Source organism: Reichenbachiella sp. (genome assembly GCF_039969095.1).
GTDB lineage: Bacteria > Bacteroidota > Bacteroidia > Cytophagales > Cyclobacteriaceae > Reichenbachiella.
Genome location: NZ_JBDVOL010000010.1, coordinates 674,271 through 694,806, shown reverse-complemented (window position 1 = coordinate 694,806; position 20,536 = coordinate 674,271). Strand labels below are relative to the sequence as shown.

Here is a 20,536-nt window from a genome sequence, read left to right as displayed (position 1 = left end):
CATTAAATACCCAATAATGGCAACGACGAAAAAAGCAAGCAATAAACTAACAAACATTAGTAAGCAAACTCTTCTAAAAGCGTACAAACTCATGGCTACAGCTAAAACACTGGCTGATAAATATGAGGAAACTTTTAAAGTGGTTTCTAAGTATGTACATGCGACATCCAGAGGACATGAAGCCATTCAAATTGCGACAGGCATGCAATTATTGCCACAAGATTATTTGTCTGCCTACTATCGTGACGACGCCACATTGCTTGCTATAGGATGTACACCTTACGATTTGATGCTTCAATTGATGGCTAAAAAAGACGATCCATTTTCTGGTGGCCGAACCTACTACTCCCACCCTAGTTTGAAGGATGATGACAAGCCTAAAATTCCTCATCAATCGTCGGCGACTGGCATGCAGGCTATACCAACCACTGGAATAGCCATGGGGATTCAATACAAGGAATTGAGAAAAATAGGAGAACAACACAATGAGGCTCCCGTAGTAGTCTGTTCCTTAGGAGATGCATGCATCACGGAGGGAGAAGTTTCCGAAGCCTTTCAAATGGCGGCATTAAAGCAATTACCAATTATTTATCTGGTACAAGATAATGAATGGGATATCTCAGCTCATGCCAGTGAGATCCGATCAGGAGATGCATCAGCATACATCAAAGGATTTCCAGGTATCAAAGCCATGAAGGTAAATGGTACCAACTTCTTGAAGTGTTATGAAACCATAGAAGAAGCCATCCAATATGTACGCAAGGAGAGAAAACCAGTGCTTGTACATGCCAAAGTTCCATTACTTAATCACCATACTTCTGGCGTACGAATGGAATGGTATCGCGATGATTTAGAGGAACATATGCAATATGACCCCTATCCTTTCTTTAGAAAACAATTGGAAGATATAGGCATCAAAAAATCAGAATTAGACAATCGTGAAGAAGACGCCAGATTACTTGTCGATGACCATTATGACAGAGCCTTAAAAGCAGAAGATCCTAGTCCCCAAGATCTATTTACTCATGACTATGCGCCAACTCCCATCACTGAAGAAAAGGGAGAGCGAACGCCAAAAGGAAAAGAAAAAGCGGTAATGGTTGATAGTGCCTTGTTTGCTGTACAAGAATTGATGGAGAAGCATGAAGAATGCTTACTCTATGGCCAAGACGTTGGGCATCGACTCGGCGGGGTATTCCGTGAGGCAGCTACCCTTGCTCAAAAATTTGGAAAGGATCGAGTGTTTAATACGCCTATTCAAGAGGCCTTCATTGTAGGAAGTACGGTAGGAATGTCAGCGGTGGGTTTAAAGCCAATCGTTGAAGTACAGTTTGCCGACTACATCTGGCCTGGATTGAATCAGTTATTCACAGAAGTGAGTCGCTCATGCTACCTCACCAATGGTAAATATCCCGTCAGCATGATTCTTAGAGTACCCATCGGAGCTTATGGCAGTGGTGGACCATATCATTCATCTAGTGTGGAATCAGTGGTGGCCAACATCCGTGGGATTAAAATTGCCTACCCAAGTACAGGGGCAGACATGAAAGGTCTGATGAAGTCTGCCTATTATGATCCCAATCCTGTAGTGATTTTTGAACACAAAGGTTTGTATTGGTCTAAAGTAAGGGGAACAGATGCGGCGAAAACAGTTGAACCAGATGCTGACTATGTCATTCCATTTGGAAAAGCTAGAATTGCGCTGAATGCTGATAAAGAAGCTGTTGCCAATGGTGAAACCATGACAATCATTACTTACGGCATGGGTGTGCATTGGTCGCTAAACGCTGCCAAAAAATTCAAAGGAAAAGTAGAGATTGTAGATTTGCGAACGATACATCCACTGGATACGGCTACCATATATCAGTCCGTAAGAAAGCATGGAAAGTGCTTAGTGGTAACTGAAGAACCGGTAAACAATACTTTCGCACAAAGTATTGCTGCAAGAATTCAAGAAAATTGTTTTGAGTATTTGGATGGGCCAGTTCGTACCATTGGATCTGAAAACATGCCTGCTATACCTTTGAATTCGACATTAGAAGCGGCCATGATACCTTCAGCGGAGAAGGTAGAATCTGTGATCGCTCAGATATTGAATGATTAACCCATAATATTCAATCCTAAAATGATAAATGTAGCAGTAAGATTTGAGTAACTTGGTTTAAAATAACCAAAATGAAAAAATCTGCTGCACTGTTCATAATTACGATTTTTTCTTCTCAGCTCCTTTTAGCTCAAAAGGCTAATGATCAAGAGATGAAATTATTGATTGAAAAACACAATTATTGGCGCTCAGAAGTTGGAATTGGAGACATCAGCTATTCTGATGAATTGGCGACAGCAGCCAATAGCTGGGCTATTGAATTAAAAAAACAGGGATGTAACTTTAGCACGAGCCAAAATGCCTATGGAGAGAATATATTCAAAGGAACTGTTGGTTATTTCACTGTTGGCGATGCGGTAGATTCATGGGGTGCCGAAAAACAAAATTATGACTACAAAAAGAACAAGTGTGAAACTGGGAAAATCTGCGGCCATTATACCCAAATTGTTTGGAAGAACACAACAGAAATTGGCTGTGCCAAAACTCTCTGTGATGGCTCTGTTATTTGGATTTGTAATTATAACCCACCTGGAAATTTTGTAGGTCAAAAGCCTTATTGATTACTTCAGAACTGGAAACTCTACTCCGAATGTAGACCCTACCCCAAATTCACCTTCGTACCACACACGTCCTTGCAAAAGTTCTGCATAGCGTTTAACCAGTGAAAGCCCTAAACCAGATGAGCTTTCCCCATCAGTTGGTCTTGCACTTAATTTGGTGAATTTCTTAAACAAATTTTCTCTTTCTTCTTCTTTTATACCTGGCCCTTGATCTGATACTTTGACCTGTATACAATCTTCTTGATTCTCAATGAATATTCTCACTTTAGTATTATACTCAGAAAATTTTAATGCATTGGAAATAAAATTTTCGAAAATCAATGGTAAATAAGTACGATCACCTTTAACTATGGCATGCTGAATACAATTGTCCTCTAAAACAAGTTCGATCTCCTTTTTATGGGCTCGCATTCCCATTTCTTCAATCATCTCCTTTAGCATCTCTTTCAAATCAACATCTTCCCAATTAACCTTCAAATTATTCTGGTCGGAAAGTTCCATTTCTAACACACTATTAATCAGATGCTGCGACTTCTCGGATGACTGGCTTATCATCTCCACATACCTATTCCTCATTTCTGTGTCTTCTTCTGTGGCCATCAGATGTATCAGACTTGTGATGTTTGATAGTGGGTTTTTCAAATCATGGGCAAGGATTCTAATAATATATTCTTTCTCTTCTATGTGCTTTCTCAGATCAGCTGACTGAACGCTGATGGTTTCTTTTTGGTCATTGAGAATTTTATTTTTTTCTTCCAATTCGGTCAGTGCCTTTCTTTGAATACTTTCAAAAACATAGGCGACGAACAGTATAATTAACAGTAAACCTGGGAGAACTGATACAAACCAAGCTGTTTTCATTTCTGGATTATACTCGACTGGGAGCTGTTCTCCTTGTAAAGCTACCATTCCAAACCACTGCATGGCCATATATGATATCCCACCCCATGCCAAGCCCGATGTTCGATTTACAACAAGAATAGCCAAAACTGGTATAGAAACTATCCAGGGATATATGGCTGACCAAATTCCTCCAGAAAAATAAGTCAGGATAAAAACTGCAACTGCTCCAATCAATACGTATAGATTACCTAAAATATTGATTGGTATTTTTGTTTTGCTCAAAAGAGGTAAGAGCAAAAAGCCAACTACATTAAATATCATTAATTGCACCCCTCTTTCATACTCAAAATAAACGCTGAGCCATACGTATGCATTTGAAAACAGACTTGTTAGCAAACAAGCCCTAACAAATAAACGTACTCTTCTCAGCTTATCCGGAGCCAAGAAATAATCTGGGTGGATGAAGAAGTCAATCAGTGCAGAGACCTTCATACATAGCTTTAAATGAAAAAAATCAACCTTTCTACTAATATAACGGTAAATAACATTCGTTCCCGTCTTCCTTCAACAAATTTCTTTATCAAAACTGCCTTAGGCGGCAACTGAAAATGCTAAAAATGCACTTATCAAAATCCAAACACCTTCAAGTACGCCTAAAACCAGCGTTTTTCTGATGGAATGATTTTCAGCATATTGAATCAAAATTGGCAAAGAAAGTGAAATCAAAGCCTCACATACAATTACATAGACTGGAGCATTCAATACCATCAGTGTGTTCTTTTTATACCACCACCATCCTGCATTATTGGCCAAATGCTCGTATAAAGGAATATACATTCCACCAGCTATACCGAGCATGATTGATGCTTTCAGTATGCCAAACCTTCTGGTCAATAAAACACCGATAAATCCAAGCTGAAGTAAAACATTGCTCCAAGCAAATGGCATATAAGCAGGAGAACTCCATATCATTAATTCCTTAGTAGGATAAACCAAACTATTGATCGTTTCAACCAAATAGTGATCAGTTACTAGTTCCAAAATTCCTGCAACTGTTCCAAAAATCAATAACCTCATGACTAATGGGTTGTTGTATTGGATGGAATAAAACCAATAAAAGCCATATAGTGAATAGGTAATAATACTTGCCGTCACTGGCCCTAATGCCATTATAGAACTAATGAAAGACCACCCCAATAAAAGACCAGCTGAGGCCAAAATGACTCTAGTTGTTTGCTTGTCTAAACCAGCAATTAATTCTCCTTTCATCTTTTGATTTTGTTAAAGTTAGTTTTCGACTATACCCCAGTTTTTTCTGAGCGATGGTGGAATAGGGAAATGCGTGCTTTGTCCATCATTATAAAATTTGATTATACCTTCCAGTAATACCTTATTGAATGGTTTGGAAATCTGATTGACAAAATGATCCTTTTCTAAGAAATTAAGAGTACCCACAAATAGTTTTGTCAATTTTAAAATCATACTTTCAGCTACTCCTGCATCATGATTCAAACCAATACACTTGGCTAAATCTACCCCACTCGATTCAGCGTATTCTTGTAAAAAATTATGCATCAAAAAACCAGGAAGTTCATCAAATGTATCTCCAGGCACGATATGATTCACAAATTGAATACAAGAACTTGCCAGCGCTTCACCTGCCTCCGAAGGAGAAGCCTGATGTTTCAATATTTGGGTAGCTAAATCAAACCCTTCTTCAAAAGTACTAGGCAACAGTTGTTCTTCAATACCCATTAAATACCCCACAACTTTCCATGAATGCATGTATGCATTGGTTCTTTCAGACGTCAATTCAACGTTTAGCTGTTTCAAACCAGATAGAATTACTGGCCCAAAAGACATTAATGTTCCAGCTAAATCCTCTTGATTGATAGGTTCGCCGTAGGTTCCAACATCCCAAGTCTGACCATCTGTTCTGTTTTTCAAATAATATCGAATCGAAGCATGAATCAATCGTACTTTTTGAATGGTCACGATGCCTTGGCCACCTTTCGCAAGTCCACGAGGAGACATCACATTCACTACCATTTGCGCGGTCTCCATTAGCCTACGTGCCAGTGGATCTACATTTTCTTTGTGCGTCAGCAACCGCCCAGTATCATACAATACTTGTGCTCCATGGGCACAGGTATAGCACAATGGAAGGGAACTCACATTGAGCAGCATAAAAATTTCTGGTCCAAATTCAGCAAATACCTCCTCACCCTTTAGCACCATTTCAGAATCTGCCCAATCAGGTAAATGGCAAGTAGTTTCAAAGTATTCAAATAATATACTTCCCAACTCTTCCCCTAAAGGCATGAAAGTTTGACGATCAAAACGATGGTTTTGCACAATCGTTAAAAAAACTTGATTTATCTGTCGCTCAAATCCTGACTCAATGATTTTTTCTATGGTACGATCAGCTATTGCGTCTGTTCGTAGACGACACTGTGCCAACATACTTTCATTGATATTGGAGCTATCAAAGGTTTGATTCATTTTGAATGATTGGATATTTCTTTGAATACAAAAAAGTGAATATAACCAAACTCTTTCAAGCGTATAAAATGTCTCGAAGAAATAATGAAATTGCAACTAAGCAACAGCTGTAGCATTAAGATAAGGCATCCATTCTTTTTTCATAGCCCCAAGGTTATTCCTCAAAAACATAATGTAAGAAGGCTTAAATGGAGGTTTTTTCAAAACCAGCCCTGCTTCTTCGAGCGTATAGTTTCCTTTTTTGGCGTTACACGCTTTACAAGCTGTCACCAAGTTATTCCAACTGGATTTTCCTCCTTTGGATCTGGGAATCAGATGATCTAATGTGAGGTCACGATCAATACCACAATACTGACAAAGTCCATTATCTCTCTTGAATATATTCTGACGCGTCATCACGACACCTCTATAAGGTACTTGGATATATTTATTGATTTTAATTACCGCAGGCAATGGATAACTTGCTGATACGGTTCTAATCGAATGCTCACTATCTGCTTCTAAGAGTTCTGCTTTATTCAAATAAACAAGCAAAAAAGCACGCTGAATAGTACAGACAGTCAACGGACTGTAATCCTGATTCAATACAAGTACTTTTCCTGTCATGGCATTTGGTTTCTCTACAGATTTCTGTAATTACCAATGAAAATAGCCAATTAAAAGTTAAATCTAAAAATAAATCGACCAGATAGGGTTTAAGCTTGCTCCGGAGTCAATTTTTTGAGCAGAATTCGACGAGCCTCTAATCCTTTTTCCTCAAGACTGTCCATTCCCACTTTTTTTACTTCGCCACCAATAATGCCGGCATACTCATCACCACCTAAAAATACAAAAGCCTGATGCTGATGTTTCTTTGAGAAAATGAGATCACCAGGAATGATACTATTAATATCAACTACCTCCTGACCAGATTTTCTTTGTTCATCTACTGTCCGGGGCAGTCGATAGCCACAAATTTTGAATAACTGCTGTACAAAACCTCCTGCATCTACACCAAATGGCGTTTTTCCACCAGCCAAATAAGGAGCATTCAGATACTTCTTCATGGTCTCCTTCATGTATTCAAATTCTCTTTTTTGAGATAAACTTTTCGACTCACCGTTGAAGGCGACCTGTTCTTCTAGTTTGAAAAGTTCATTGGTAGTTATAGGGAGTACACTACCAAATAAAATATGTACATGCTTCTTTTGAAAATAGATAGTTCCGCTTAAATCTATACAGACCTTATAATCTGATAAGTTGACTTGCTTGAAATACTCTTCACTTATAGCTGTGTGTTGATCTTTTCTTATCCAGCCCTCAGAATTATCGAAGTACAGCTGGATTTTTATCATATCGTTCTTCTCTGCCAAAACAGAATAATGCTCGCCAAACAGGAGTTGAGATACAAGGCTGGCTTCTGACTTAGCTTCCATTCTCATGGGAACCACACTCAGTCGGCAAATACCCTTTGGACTTTCATTCATGCTAATATTGATTTCGTTCTAGCTCTCTTTTTACATCTTTCTCTTTGATGCTGTCTCTTTTGTCGTGAATCTTCTTTCCTTTAGCTAGCGCCAATTGTAATTTGGCATATCCTTTTTCATTGATATAAAGTCTGAGTGGAATAATAGTCAAGCCCTTTTCTTGGCTCTTAGTTTCTATTTTATCCAATTCTACTCTATTCAACAATAGTTTTCTTTCTCTAAGAGGCTCATGGTTATTAAAAGTGCCCTGCTCATACACTGCGATGTGCATACCTTTTATAAACATCTCTCCTTTTGAAATGTAACAATAAGCTTCTTGCAAGCTGGCCTTTCCTTCCTTTATAGATTTTATTTCCGTTCCCTTCAAAACCAAACCAGCTACATACTTGTCAATGAACTCAAATTCATAGCTCGCTTTTTTATTTCGAATGTTTACCTGATTAGAAAACCTTCCCTTACTCATCGTTACACTATCAAATTAAAGTTATAATATCTATTATTTTTTTCTACACTCAAAAAAAGTACTGAAAAATTAAAATTTCATTCTGGGCATTGGAGATGCGGTAAGTGACACCGTATCCCCTGCTATCCACTGGTAATATGCGGTCATTCCGATCATTCCAGCATTGTCTGTACAATATTCGAATCTTGGAATAAAAGTCTGCCAGCCTTTCTCAACTGCCATTTCTTCTAATTTATTTCTCAGACCACTATTGGCTGAAACACCCCCAGCTATGGCCACTTGATTTACACCTTCTTGTTTTACCGCCAATGCTACTTTCTCCAGAAGCATGTCTATCAAATGCCTCTGAATACTTGCGCAAAGATCATTTTTATTCTTTTCAACAAAGTCTGGGTCTTTCATTTTTTCCCTATTGAGAAAATTCATAAACCCTGTCTTTATTCCACTAAATGAATAATCCAATCCAGACATTGAAGTTTCATTAAATGTAAATCTATTTTCATCACCCTCTTTAGCTAATTTATCGATCAATGGTCCACCAGGGTAAGGAAGACCCATTAGTTTTGCACATTTATCAAAGGCCTCACCTACTGCATCGTCAGTCGTTTGACCCAATACCGTCATTTGCAAATAATCATTTACTCTCACTATTTGAGTATGTCCCCCACTAACCGTTAGGCACAAAAAAGGAAATTTGGGCTTAGGTGCTTCAATAAAATGAGCTAAAATATGCGCTTTCATATGGTGCACTCCTATTAGTGGAATGCCTAATCCTAGTGCCATTGACTTAGCAAAGGCACCTCCTACCAACAAAGCACCCAAGAGTCCAGGTCCTTGAGTAAATGCTATGGCATTTAAATCTGACATAGTCACATCAGCCGTAGCCATGGCTTCTTTTACCACAGGACCAATCGCTTGTTGATGAGCTCTAGAAGCAAGTTCTGGCACAACACCACCATATTTACTATGAATCTCTTGTGTAGCAATGATATTATTCATCACTTTTCCATCGATACATATTGAAGCAGATGTTTCATCACAGGAGGACTCGATAGCCAGAATTACGTTTTTCACCTTTTCGATACTTAGATTGTCTTAATCGGAACTTCAAAAGTACAAAACTGGGCATATTTTTTGTACCATCATTCAAAGTTCCGTAATTACCTATGATTATCATTTAAATAATCCAAATTACTTTTGCGGAGCAGTAGTTTCATGAAGGAAAATTCTCAAAAAAGTTCAAAATTAAGGCGTCGGCTTTCCAGGCTGTTTTTATGGCTACCTGTGTTAATAGTAACTGTTGGGATTTTAACTTTTTCTGCCTTTCAAATCCCAAAGATTCAGACCAAATTTCTTAACAAAATATCATTTCTTATTTCGGAGAATACGGGGTTCGACATTCAAATTGGACACGCCAATCTCACTTGGTTTGATCATATGATTCTGAGAAATGTACGGCTTTATGATCACCAAAATGATAGCACATTAATTTTCGTGAAAAACATAAAAGTAGATTTTAAGCTTTATGATTTTTTGGTCAACAGGAAACTCAATGCCGATAAACTTGAATTAGAAAGACCCTACATTCATATCATAAAGGAAAACGATTCGACTGAGATTAATATTTCCAGATTCATCACGGACCTGAAGGACATTTTTAAGAAAAATCAAAAATCCAAAGAGAAAAAAACCGCACTCTTTATAGATGAAGTCAAAGTTAAGGACGGTGTTTTTTCATATAATGACTTGAGGTTTGACCCTATTACAGAAGGAAAAGATTATCACCATTTTGTGTATGATTCCATCCAATCTCAGGTGTCATATTTTGGTTTTGTAGATGACAGTTTAGGAATGAAGATCAATTACTTTTCATCTATAGACCCAGACCAACAGTTACATATTAAGAAGTTTGTAACGGACTTCTCCTTTACAAAGGAGCAAATGACATTTTCAAAACTAGAACTGAATACGAACCAAAGCAGCATTAAAGATTCAATCGTATTTAAATATGACTCCCCTTCTAACTTCAAATATTTTGTTGATAGTGTTTCATTTTTTGCCAATTTTAGAGGCTCAACCATTAGCTTCGATGATCTTTCACTATTCAGTCAATCATTAAAAAACATCAATAAAACTGTATCATTCAACGGTCAGTTATCAGGAAGTATAAACAGGCTGAATTTCTCTGATTTTTATATTGAGTCCAAAGGGGGAAGCTATCTTGTAGGAAATGTTAACTTAAATGGATTGCCTAATTTGTCGGAGACGTTTATCAATCTTGAATTGAAAAATTCCACAATCAACCCTTACGATATATTGGACTTTACGAGTCCGAAATTTGAGGAGCAAATCACAAGTATAGGAATTATGAAATTTCAAGGCAAGTACATGGGTTTCCTTTCAGATTTTGTTGCTGATGGCCAATTAAATTCTTCAGTCGGTCGAGTCAAAACGGATCTTAATTTCAAAATAAAAGAAGGTGGCAAAGCTTGGTACACTGGATCGTTAGAACTTCAAAAATTTGATTTGAGGAGTATCTTGCAAAAGCAGGATAAGATTAAGCAAATCACTCTCAGTGGTAAAATTAATGGCAGTGGATTAAATGAAAACAATGCCAATTTCAAACTCGACGCACAAGTAGATTCTTTACTTATTGAAAATTACACTTACCGAAACCTCTCAACAAATGGACATTTCAGATTAGGTTTTTTTGATGGTGTATTGGCAGTAAATGACCCCAATTTGAACTTCAAAGGCAAAGTCAACATTGACATTAAAGATCAAAAGAACAAGGTCAATATAAAAGCAAAACTTGATACTATCAACTTGAAGCCTCTAGGGATTTCCGAAAAAGAAATTAATTTTTCATCAAGAATAGATTTAGATATGAAAGGTCTCAAAATCGACGATTTAGTGGGATATATCAATCTATATGACAATCATATTGTCTATGAAGGGAAATCATTAAAAATTGATTCTCTCAAATTTTTATCGTCACTCATAGGCTCTACTCGGATCATACATTTTGAAACGGATGGTCTCACTGGTCAAATGAATGGCGAGTTTAGAAACAGTGTATTTATAAGAACTATTCAAGAATTTTATAAAGAGGTAAAACTTAATTTGAATAATAACGAAGAAGATTTAAGTGCTTATTACGCAATCAAAAGCAATGCTCAACTAGAAAAATATAATGTAAAAATTGATGTTAATTTGTGGGATCTCAACAAGTTTATAAAGCCTTTCTATCCTGAGTTTAACATTTCAAAAGAAGTTAAACTGCATGGGTCATTTCTTCAAGATAGCATCTCAAGACTTAACTTATATGGAGCCATTGACTCTTTGGAGTTTTCAAACATTACGTTATCAAAAAATTACCTTGATGTAAATATTTCCAAAGGTTATTTTGACAGAAGTACAACTGCATCTGTATACGCTGCATCTAACCAGCAAGACTGGTCAAATAAATATCAAACAGAAAATGTTTTTACTGACATTGTCTGGAATGATGATAGCATGTCGGTTTCACTAAATATTGAGCAGCCTGAATTCTCAAATCATATAGCTATTGAATCTTCGGTGCAATTTTTTACAGATTCTACTCAATTGCATTTTCAAAATTCAGATATTAAAATTTTAGGGAAAGAATGGTTCTGGGACAGATCAAATAAAATAACCCATAAGGATGGAGAGTGGAGCTTTAATGCAGTCAAAGCATCTAATGGAATAGAAAAATTAGAAATATCTGGCATGTATTCTAAGTCGCCCTCTAAATCCCTTTACATAGACCTGAAAGAATTTAACATCCAAAACATTCAATCCTTTGTATCAAACAATATAGAAGGCGCAGTGGATGGACGCATTAAAATAAAAAGGCAAGAAGAAAATGATTTGATAGAAGGAAACTTAATTGCACGTGCATTAAAAATTGATGGTTTTTTAATAGGAAATGTTTTTGGAATTTCAACTTGGGAAAGTGAGAAGGAACGACTAGCTCTAAACCTAGATCTTATTCAAAATGAGAAAAAGAAAATTGAAATTAAAGGCCTTTATTACCCAAAAAAAGAAAAAGACCAACTCGATCTACACGCGCGATTTGATAGTGCTAATTTGAAAATTGCCGAGCCCTTCTTAAAGAAAAATTTTACAGAAATTGGAGGTATAGCTTCTGGGCAATTTAGCATCAAAGGAACTCCAAAATATCCAATTCTTAAAGGCACTGGTGCCGTGACTAACGGAAAGCTACTAGTGAATTATCTTAATACCAGATACAAATTCAATGGCAATTTGTTCTTTGATGAAAACGAAATCAGTACTAGAAAACTGGTTTTAGAAGATAGTGAGCACAATATTGCACATTTGACAGGAGGCGTTTTTCACGACGGTTTCAAAAATATTGTTCTTGATTTTCAAGGAGAATTCGAAAATTTCAAATTACTCAATACTACAGCAGCAGACAATTCAGCCTATTACGGAGTAGCCTATGGAACAGGAAATATAAATTTCCTTGGTGCAATAGACAATATTCAAATCTCAGCTGAAGCACAAACTAATAAAGGCACCAGACTTTCTATTCCACTTGGTGAAAGCACCAATTCGAAAATCGAACAAAAAGAGTATATTGAATTTGTCGACCTTAAGGACAATCAAAACATTCAGAAATTAATTGAAGAAGTTCATACTCAAGAGAAATTAAAAATTAAGGGATTAGAACTTGACTTCAATCTTGAATTTACTCCAGATGCATATGTAGAATTGATTTTTGATGTCCAAGCTGGAGATATAATTAGAGGTAGAGGCACAGGAAATATAGAATTACAAATAAATACAGACGGAGATTTCACCATGTTTGGCGATTACACCATAGAAAGTGGAGGATACAATTTTACATTATACAATATCATCAACAAGGAATTTGAAATTAAAAAAGGCAGTACCATTTCCTGGTATGGCGATCCGTATGGTGCCAATTTAGGTATATCGGCATCTTATCGCCAATTAACTTCACTGGCTCCTCTTATGACTAAATTTTTAGACCCAGAAGATATAAACTCTCCCGAAACAAGAAAAAAATACCCTTCAATTGTAGACCTTAAACTCAAGGGAAATTTACTTTCTCCAACCATAAATTTTGACATCAACATTGAAGATTACCCCCCCAATAATCAACTTCCTAATAGTTCTGTCACGCTTGACGAAATGGTCAGCGCATTCAAAGCCAATCTAAATACCAATGAACAAGAAATGAATCGTCAAGTATTCAGTCTCATTATATTGAGGAGGTTTTCTTCCGAAAACAGTTTTCAAGTCAATAGCCAAACGATTGGAAATAGTTTAAGTGAATTTGTTTCTAACCAGCTGAGCTACTGGGCAACACAAGTGGACGAGAACCTAGAAGTAGATGTTGATTTAGCAGGATTATCTGACGATGCTTACAACACTTTTCAACTAAGATTGTCATATACATTTTTGGATGGTAGATTACGCGTTACCAGGGGTGGTAGTTTACCAAATCAAGAAACCAAAGGAGACGTTAGTTCCATAATTGGAGACTGGACAGTAGAATACCTTTTAACAGATGATGGGAGGTTTAGAGTCAAAATGTACAGTAGATCCGATCTAGATGATTTAAATACACAAGATGAAAGCAATTTCGAAACTGGATTCAGCCTTCAATACATTAAAAGTTTTGATCATCTCAATCAAATTCTATCGGATAATAGGAAAAAAAATATATCCCAACGCAAAAACTTGGAAGAAGACAAAGAGAGTGAAAAGGAAATCTGAAATATTCTTAATTTAGACTTCGACTAACCCTTTATTATGCTTACATTTAGATGAGAATTCTAAACCCCTAATTGATGGAATTGAACAATTTCATGAAGTCTTACGCCGAAGAAATAAAAGGCAATTTTTCAGAGTATGATGATCAGCGATCTGTTATCGTAGTTCCTTTAGAAATGGATCGCCAACAAGCTGTAGTAGGAGAAATAGATCATGAAAACAAACTAATTTCAATCTCTTCAAAAGTCTGTGTAGCTGAAGATAATATTAGGTTTAAAGACCTACTCGAAGAGAATCACAAATCAACATTTGGTAAATTCACAATTGTAAATGGATTCTTGAAAGTTGAATCAAGATCGCCTACTGATACATTTTCAAACGAATTATTGAAACGTGCTATTCAAGAAGTGGCCCATCTCGCTGACAAATGGGAAATGAATATCACAGGGCGTGATATTTTTTAATTTCTCACATTCATTTTCTCAACTACAATATTTATTAGTTTTGTACCATAGGCTGCCTTATCGTACTGACGCTATTGTTAGTAAGGAAAGTCCGGGCAACGTAGAGCATCGTACTTCTTAACTGGAAGTCTCTCGATCAGTCGGGAGGAGAAAGTGCAACAGAAAACAAACCACCCTGACAAAGTTTACTTTCGTCAGTGGTAAGGGTGAAATGGTGAGGTAAGAGCTCACCGCTCTGATGGTGACATCAGAGGCATGGTAAACCTTACGAGTTGAAAGATCAAATAGGTTCTGCAAGAAGTGGCTCGCTTCGATCTGACTTTTGTCAGAATGCAGAATGGGTAGATTGTTAGATTTTGATAGTAATATCAAAACCAGATAAATGATAAGGACCCTTTTGGGGTACAGAACCCGGCTTATAGGCCTATACTTTTATTTATATAATATGACAAAAATATTAATTATTGACGATGAGAAAAGCATTCGTCATACCCTACGAGAAATTCTTGAGTACGAAAAGTATCATATCGACGAGGCAGAAAATGGAAAGATTGGTTTAGAAAAACTAAAAGAGGAAGATTTTGATCTTGTACTATGCGATGTTAAAATGCCAGAAATGGATGGGATTGAAGTACTGGAAAATGCCAGGAATTTAGATCACATCCCACAGTTTATTATGATATCAGCGCATGCCACAATAGATACAGCAGTAGACGCAACTAAAAAAGGGGCCTTTGATTTTATTCAAAAACCACCAGATCTTAATCGTTTACTTCTCACCATTAAAAATGCTTTAGACAAGTCCAACCTTATTCAAGAAACTAAAGTATTGAAGAAAAAGGTCGCTAAGTCTCTTGAAATTGTAGGAGAATCTAAACCTATTCAAGAAGTAAAAGAGACGATAGAAAAAGTAGCTTCCACTGAAGCTCGTGTCTTAATCACTGGAGAAAATGGAACTGGAAAAGAGCTTGTGGCTAATGCCATTCACAAGCTAAGCAACCGAAGCAAAAAGCCACTCATTGAAGTAAACTGTGCTGCAATTCCATCCGAACTTATTGAGAGTGAATTATTTGGACATGAAAAAGGATCCTTTACCTCAGCTGTAAAACAACGAATTGGTAAATTCGAACAAGCTGATAATGGTACCATTTTTTTAGATGAAATAGGTGATATGAGTCTTTCCGCTCAGGCCAAAGTACTTAGAGCCTTGCAAGAAAATAAAATCACACGAGTAGGCGGAGAAAAGGAAATCAAAGTCAATGTGAGAGTGCTTGCTGCAACAAACAAAAATCTTAAAGAAGAGATCAATCAGAAACGTTTTAGGGAAGATTTATATCACAGATTAAGTGTCATATTGATTAAAGTGCCTTCACTAAAAGATCGTAGTGAAGATATACCATTGCTAGTCGATAAATTTATTGATGACATCTCCAATGAATATGGAACTAGCAAAAAAGCTATAGAAGATAAAGCTATAGATCAGCTCAAAAAAGGCAATTGGACTGGAAATATCAGAGAGCTCAGAAATGTCGTAGAGCGATTGATCATTATGTCAGATGGCACTATCACCGCCGAAGATGTAAAAAAATATGCGGATACACCATAGTGTAATCCGCACAGTATATTTTTTCTACCTCTTATTATTTTGATAATTCTGTTGAACTAGAATCACCTTTTGCATAAGTAGGACACGTTCTTTGGGTGCACGCACTCATTGCAAAAACTACTAGGGCTACTATAAGTATCTTTACTTTCATCTTTTGTTATTATCAATTACCTGCTTCAATTTTAGAATATAAATATATAAAAAATATTACACTTTAAGTGAAATATCTATTTTCAATCAAATATTTGAGTGGTTATTCGATGAACGATTAATCCACCAACAAATTGCACCCCCTAATATCAGAATTATCTAACCTTCCCAGAATTTCAAACTCATTCTCACTCGACAAACGACCTAAATCTCTCGTTTCAATAAATGCACATGAGTGTACATTTGCTAAATCTATAACGTTCACTCCACCTGTCTCCCCTACCGTTAAATAAGAAAACGGGTCCTCAGCATCTCTAATCAATACCTTCATCTGATTAGGTAATTGAAAAGAATACTCATTGAAAGAATAAGCTTGAGAAAGCAATTCCGTCATTCCGTATTCGGAAATAACTTTTATTTCTCCTAAACCATTTTTCAATTTGGAATAAAACTCACTTTTCACCAAATCCTTTCTTTTTCCCTTCATTCCACCTGTTTCAATCACAATAAGCCCATCTAACCTTGCACCTTTCGATTGTACAATTTCTATTAAATCTAATAATGCATAGCCAACCCCAAACAAAACAATTGATTTGGTTTCATGTTCCAAAGCCATTTTCAAATCATCTACGAGTTCTTCAATTTTATTTAAATAAAACCCTCCTAAATTACCTTGATCACTATTTGAAATGAAAAAATCCACCATCTTCACTAGAGAAGATTGTCCTTGCTCTTGATAAGAAGGAAGCAAAGCAAAGAAAACATGATTCGTCAATTTGCCTCGAAGGCCTTCAAAAATGGATTTTGCATTGCTTAAATAAAAACTGGAATCCTGTATATAATGATGACTGCGAATAGAAGAAGTGGTTCCACTGCTCATATAAACTTCCTCTTCTCTCCAATCTTCGGTCTTAATCAAATGAGTTTTAAAAAAATCAATTGGCAAATATGGAATTTCATAAATACTCGTTATTTCATTATGATCCCTTCCCAAATACGCTAAATAATTGCGATACACATTGCAATGACAAGCTTGGTAATGAAACAAGTCAAGTGCAAATGCATTATAAGTATCTTTATAAACTTTAGTGCTCTTTTTTTTGAAACTATTTAAAAGCTTCATAAGTTAGAAATAGTAAGGGATTGCAAGATGGCAATTGTATTAATATCAGTAATTTTAGCAAATGTAATTTTTATTGAATGAAGGGACTGACTAAATATTGGAATAAAATTTCGGGAAAGACGCTCTTACTATTTGCTGTCTTTTCTAGTTTTATCTTTTCCTGTCAAGAACCTGACCCCTATCCAATTACACCTCAAATTTATTTCAACAATATTCAATATGTTGAATTGCTTGAAAATGGCAACCCAGACTCCTTGATCCTATATTTTGATTTTGAAGATGGCAATGGAGATTTAGGTTTGGAGGGAGATGAAATACAGACACCCTATCAAGATTACAATTTTTATTATGATGCTAATGGTGTATTGATCACTTATGATCAAACGGATGTCAATCTTCCTATTACTATTTACGACCCTGCAGAAGATATAAATATAACTTTTGATGAAGATATTCGACCTAGTTATGATTGCATCAATTATGAAATTTTATACATAGACTACGAAAACAGAAGATATCTTCCTCCTGGCACAGATCCCGATGATATTGATACAAATGTCTATGAACAAGATACCGTCTTCCTCCAAAGGAACCCATTCAGAAACAATATTGAAGTCAAATATTTCAGAAAAACTGGCATTGATGAATATGAAGAAATTGACTGGAGATACCGAGCTAGTGAATACGGATGTGGTCTTTCATTTGATGGCCGATTCCCAATTCTTGACTTCGAAAGTTTATCTAATTCTGGATCCTTAGAAGGAACAATTAAATATGGTATGGTATCCGCAGGGTTTCGAACTGTACTGAAAAAAGATACTTTCAATATCAAATTCAGAATAATGGATCGAAGTCTTCGGCAAAGTAATTTTGCAGAAACAGGTGATATAACCTTAGATCAACTCATCAGATAATCTATTAGTAAATATCTGGATATTGCTGAGGATCTGACTCTCCCATCATTTCGTATACTTTATCAAATATGGTTTCTACACTTGGCTTAGAATAGTAATCTCCGTCCGAACCATAAGCCGGCCTGTGTTCCTTAGCCGCAACAGTTACCGGCTGACTATCTAAATACCTAAAACACTCTTGCTCTACTACCAATTTTTCAAGTATAAAAGCCGAAGCTCCCCCAGGCACATCTTCATCAGCTACTATCAATCGATTGGTTTTCTTGATTGATGAGATAATGCTTTCATGTCTATCGAAAGGCAACAAAGTCTGAACATCAATCACTTCAACATCAATTCCGTAATTGGCCAGTTCACTAGCTGCATCCATTACGATTCTACACATCGAACCATAAGTAACTATCGTAACATCACTTCCTTTGCGAAGGATTTCTGGAATACCCAAAGGCACTTTGAATTCACCAATATTATCAGGCATTCTTTCTTTGAGACGATATCCATTTAGACATTCAATCATCAAGGCTGTATCATCTGACGCTAGTAAGGTATTATACATCCCAGCTGCCTGTGTCATGTTTCTAGGCACGAGCACAAATATTCCTCGTAGGGCATTTATTATCATACCCATTGGAGAACCCGAATGCCAAACACCTTCTAATCGATGACCTCTTGATCGAATAATCAAAGGTGCTTTTTGCCCTCCTTTAGTTCTATATTGTAGTGTTGCTAAATCGTCGGATAATGTTTGTACCGCATACAACAAATAATCCAAATATTGAATTTCAGCAATAGGTCTAAGTCCACGCAAGGCAGCTCCAATTCCCTGACCAATGATAGTAGTTTCTCGAATGCCCGTATCAGTAACTCTTATTTCCCCGTACTTCTCCTGCAACCCAGCAAAGCCTTGATTTACATCTCCAATTTTACCGACATCTTCTCCTAAAGCAAAGACCAATGGATTACGATTTAATGCATCGTCAAAACAAGCTTGTAATACTTCTCTCCCATCCACCATGGTAGATTGATCAGAATATTTTGCAGGTAACTCTCCAACATTCAAAGCCGAGTGTTTTGACTGACTATACAAATGAGAAGAATATTCATCGAATCGTTTCTCATTATTTTTCTTCAGCCAATGAACCAACATATCCCGACTTCTAGACGGCTCTTGTCTGGTTAATCTCAATGTCTTCTTTGCCCCTTTGGTCAATTCAAGCTTATTGATATTTAGACCTTCTTTGATGTTTTTAGCTATGGACAATAACTTTGTTTTTTCAGCACTTCTTTCAGCTAATGATTCTATCATTCCAATGAGTGAGGCCACATCAGTATCAATAGCTGCTGTATATGCCCTCCAAGCTTCCATTCTTGCTGATTTTGCTGCTTGTTTGGCCTCTTCTTCTATGGCGTCAAGTTCTTTTCCTGATGCCAGTTTTTCATCCAATATCCACTCTCGCATTTTTTTCAAACAATCAAATTTCGCTTCCCATTCTAAACGTTCCTTTGATTTATATCTCTCATGCGAGCCTGAAGTAGAATGACCTTGTGGTTGAGTAACCTCCTCTACATGTACAAGCACAGGCACATGCTCATTACGAGCAATTTTTTCAGCCTTTTGGAATGTTTTGCAAAGGTCGATATAGTCCCACCCTCTGGTCTTCAGGATTTCAAATCCCTTTTCTTTGGCAGTTCGCTGCAATCCAGCTAAAACCTTAGAAATACTTCCTTTCGTAGTGTGATATTCTTTTGGTACTGAGATACCATACTCATCATCCCAAACAGCCATCACCATAGGTACTTGCAACACGCCTGCAGCATTCATAGCCTCAAAAAAGTGACCTTCAGACGTTGAAGCATTGCCTATCGTTCCAAAAGCAACTTCATTTCCATTGATAGAAAATTGCTTGAATTTTTTTAGTGTTGGATTATTACGATATAATTTGGATGCATACGCTAATCCTAGCAAACGAGGCATTTGGCCTCCTGTATTTGAAATATCAGAACTTGAATTTTTTATCTTAGTCAGATCTTTCCATTCCCCATTTTCATCGATAGACCTCGTCCCAAAATGGCCATTCATCATTCTACCAGCTGAAGCTGGCTCATCCTCCACTGAGGTATGGGCATAGAGTTGTGCAAAAAACTGCTGCGATGTCATTTGGCCGATCGCCATCATGAATGTTTGATCACGATAGTAACCCGATCGGAAATCTCCATCCTTAAAAACTTTAGCCATGGCAATCTGCGGAAGCTCTTTTCCGTCTCCGAAAATGCCAAACTTGGCTTTACCCATAAAAACTTCCTTTCGTCCGATATAACTATCTTCCCTACTTTCTACTGCGAGCTTGTAATCGTTCAAAATTTCCTTTTTAGAGGACATGATTTCGGTAGTTTTTTCTGAGACTTTCACCATTTCAAGATAAGATTTTTAGGACGATTATAAAAGAATCCAACCCTACAAATTTAATAAACACACCACATCATTCAAATATTTTTATGAAGATTACAAAATAATATTATATTTGAGACAAAATAAAAAGACTAAACAGAATATTAT

15 protein-coding genes and 1 other RNA gene are annotated in these 20,536 nt (G+C 36.6%); 7 read left to right on the top strand and 9 right to left on the bottom strand.

Going from position 1 to position 20,536, the window contains the following annotated elements; translation table 11 throughout:
- Positions 1-16 precede the first annotated feature (16 nt).
- Positions 17-2,104 carry a thiamine pyrophosphate-dependent enzyme gene (locus ABJH98_RS06255; protein WP_348306778.1) on the top strand — a complete coding sequence of 696 codons (2,088 nt, stop codon included), beginning with the start codon at positions 17-19 and terminating at the stop codon, positions 2,102-2,104.
- Positions 2,105-2,175: 71 nt separating this feature from the next.
- Complete coding sequence (locus ABJH98_RS06250) at positions 2,176-2,664, top strand: CAP domain-containing protein (protein ID WP_348306777.1); 489 nt, start codon at positions 2,176-2,178, stop codon at positions 2,662-2,664.
- On the opposite strand, the gene ABJH98_RS06245 is transcribed toward ABJH98_RS06250, so the two are convergent.
- From ABJH98_RS06245 to tsaD, 7 genes are all read right to left on the bottom strand, one after another.
- Positions 2,665-3,999 (bottom strand): HAMP domain-containing sensor histidine kinase, encoded by a 1,335-nt coding sequence (locus ABJH98_RS06245; protein ID WP_348306776.1) that lies wholly within the window; start codon positions 3,997-3,999, stop codon positions 2,665-2,667.
- A 99-nt stretch (positions 4,000-4,098) separates the two neighbouring features.
- Positions 4,099-4,776 carry a hypothetical protein gene (locus tag ABJH98_RS06240; RefSeq protein WP_348306775.1) on the bottom strand — a complete coding sequence of 226 codons (678 nt, stop codon included), beginning with the start codon at positions 4,774-4,776 and terminating at the stop codon, positions 4,099-4,101.
- Positions 4,777-4,794: 18 nt separating this feature from the next.
- Positions 4,795-6,009 carry an oxygenase MpaB family protein gene (locus ABJH98_RS06235; protein WP_348306774.1) on the bottom strand — a complete coding sequence of 405 codons (1,215 nt, stop codon included), beginning with the start codon at positions 6,007-6,009 and terminating at the stop codon, positions 4,795-4,797.
- Between the two features lie 96 nt (positions 6,010-6,105).
- Positions 6,106-6,615: an HNH endonuclease gene (locus ABJH98_RS06230; RefSeq protein WP_348306773.1), complete on the bottom strand. Its 510-nt coding sequence runs from the start codon at positions 6,613-6,615 to the stop codon at positions 6,106-6,108.
- An 89-nt stretch (positions 6,616-6,704) separates the two neighbouring features.
- On the bottom strand, positions 6,705-7,475 hold the full coding sequence (locus tag ABJH98_RS06225) for an NlpC/P60 family protein (RefSeq protein WP_348306772.1): 771 nt from the start codon (positions 7,473-7,475) through the stop codon (positions 6,705-6,707).
- 1 nt (position 7,476) lies between these two features.
- Positions 7,477-7,938, bottom strand: coding sequence for an SsrA-binding protein SmpB (gene smpB, locus ABJH98_RS06220; RefSeq protein WP_348306771.1), 462 nt, complete (start codon positions 7,936-7,938; stop codon positions 7,477-7,479).
- 69 nt (positions 7,939-8,007) lie between these two features.
- Positions 8,008-9,012 (bottom strand): tRNA (adenosine(37)-N6)-threonylcarbamoyltransferase complex transferase subunit TsaD, encoded by a 1,005-nt coding sequence (gene tsaD / locus ABJH98_RS06215; protein WP_348306770.1) that lies wholly within the window; start codon positions 9,010-9,012, stop codon positions 8,008-8,010.
- 420 nt (positions 9,013-9,432) lie between these two features.
- Here tsaD and ABJH98_RS06210 point away from each other — a divergent pair, with 420 nt between their 5' ends.
- The 4 genes from ABJH98_RS06210 (at position 9,433) to ABJH98_RS06195 (ending at position 15,792) form a co-directional block, all read left to right on the top strand.
- Complete coding sequence (locus ABJH98_RS06210; protein ID WP_348306769.1) at positions 9,433-13,725, top strand: translocation/assembly module TamB domain-containing protein; 4,293 nt, start codon at positions 9,433-9,435, stop codon at positions 13,723-13,725.
- Between the two features lie 74 nt (positions 13,726-13,799).
- The gene (locus tag ABJH98_RS06205) at positions 13,800-14,186 is read left to right on the top strand and encodes a hypothetical protein (protein WP_348306768.1); all 387 of its coding nucleotides are present in this window, start codon (positions 13,800-13,802) and stop codon (positions 14,184-14,186) included.
- A 44-nt stretch (positions 14,187-14,230) separates the two neighbouring features.
- Positions 14,231-14,621, top strand: an RNA gene (rnpB, locus tag ABJH98_RS06200) — RNase P RNA component class A.
- Between the two features lie 10 nt (positions 14,622-14,631).
- Positions 14,632-15,792 (top strand): sigma-54 dependent transcriptional regulator, encoded by a 1,161-nt coding sequence (locus ABJH98_RS06195; RefSeq protein ID WP_348306767.1) that lies wholly within the window; start codon positions 14,632-14,634, stop codon positions 15,790-15,792.
- Positions 15,793-16,060: 268 nt separating this feature from the next.
- On the opposite strand, the gene ABJH98_RS06190 is transcribed toward ABJH98_RS06195, so the two are convergent.
- The gene (locus ABJH98_RS06190) at positions 16,061-17,065 is read right to left on the bottom strand and encodes an acyl transferase (RefSeq protein ID WP_348306766.1); all 1,005 of its coding nucleotides are present in this window, start codon (positions 17,063-17,065) and stop codon (positions 16,061-16,063) included.
- A 77-nt stretch (positions 17,066-17,142) separates the two neighbouring features.
- Between ABJH98_RS06190 and ABJH98_RS06185 the strand changes: the two genes are divergently transcribed.
- Positions 17,143-17,979, top strand: coding sequence for a hypothetical protein (locus ABJH98_RS06185; protein ID WP_348306765.1), 837 nt, complete (start codon positions 17,143-17,145; stop codon positions 17,977-17,979).
- A gap of 4 nt (positions 17,980-17,983) precedes the next feature.
- Here ABJH98_RS06185 and ABJH98_RS06180 read toward each other — a convergent pair whose 3' ends face one another.
- The gene (locus ABJH98_RS06180; protein WP_348306764.1) at positions 17,984-20,392 is read right to left on the bottom strand and encodes a thiamine pyrophosphate-dependent enzyme; all 2,409 of its coding nucleotides are present in this window, start codon (positions 20,390-20,392) and stop codon (positions 17,984-17,986) included.
- Between the last annotated feature and the right edge of the window lie 144 nt (positions 20,393-20,536).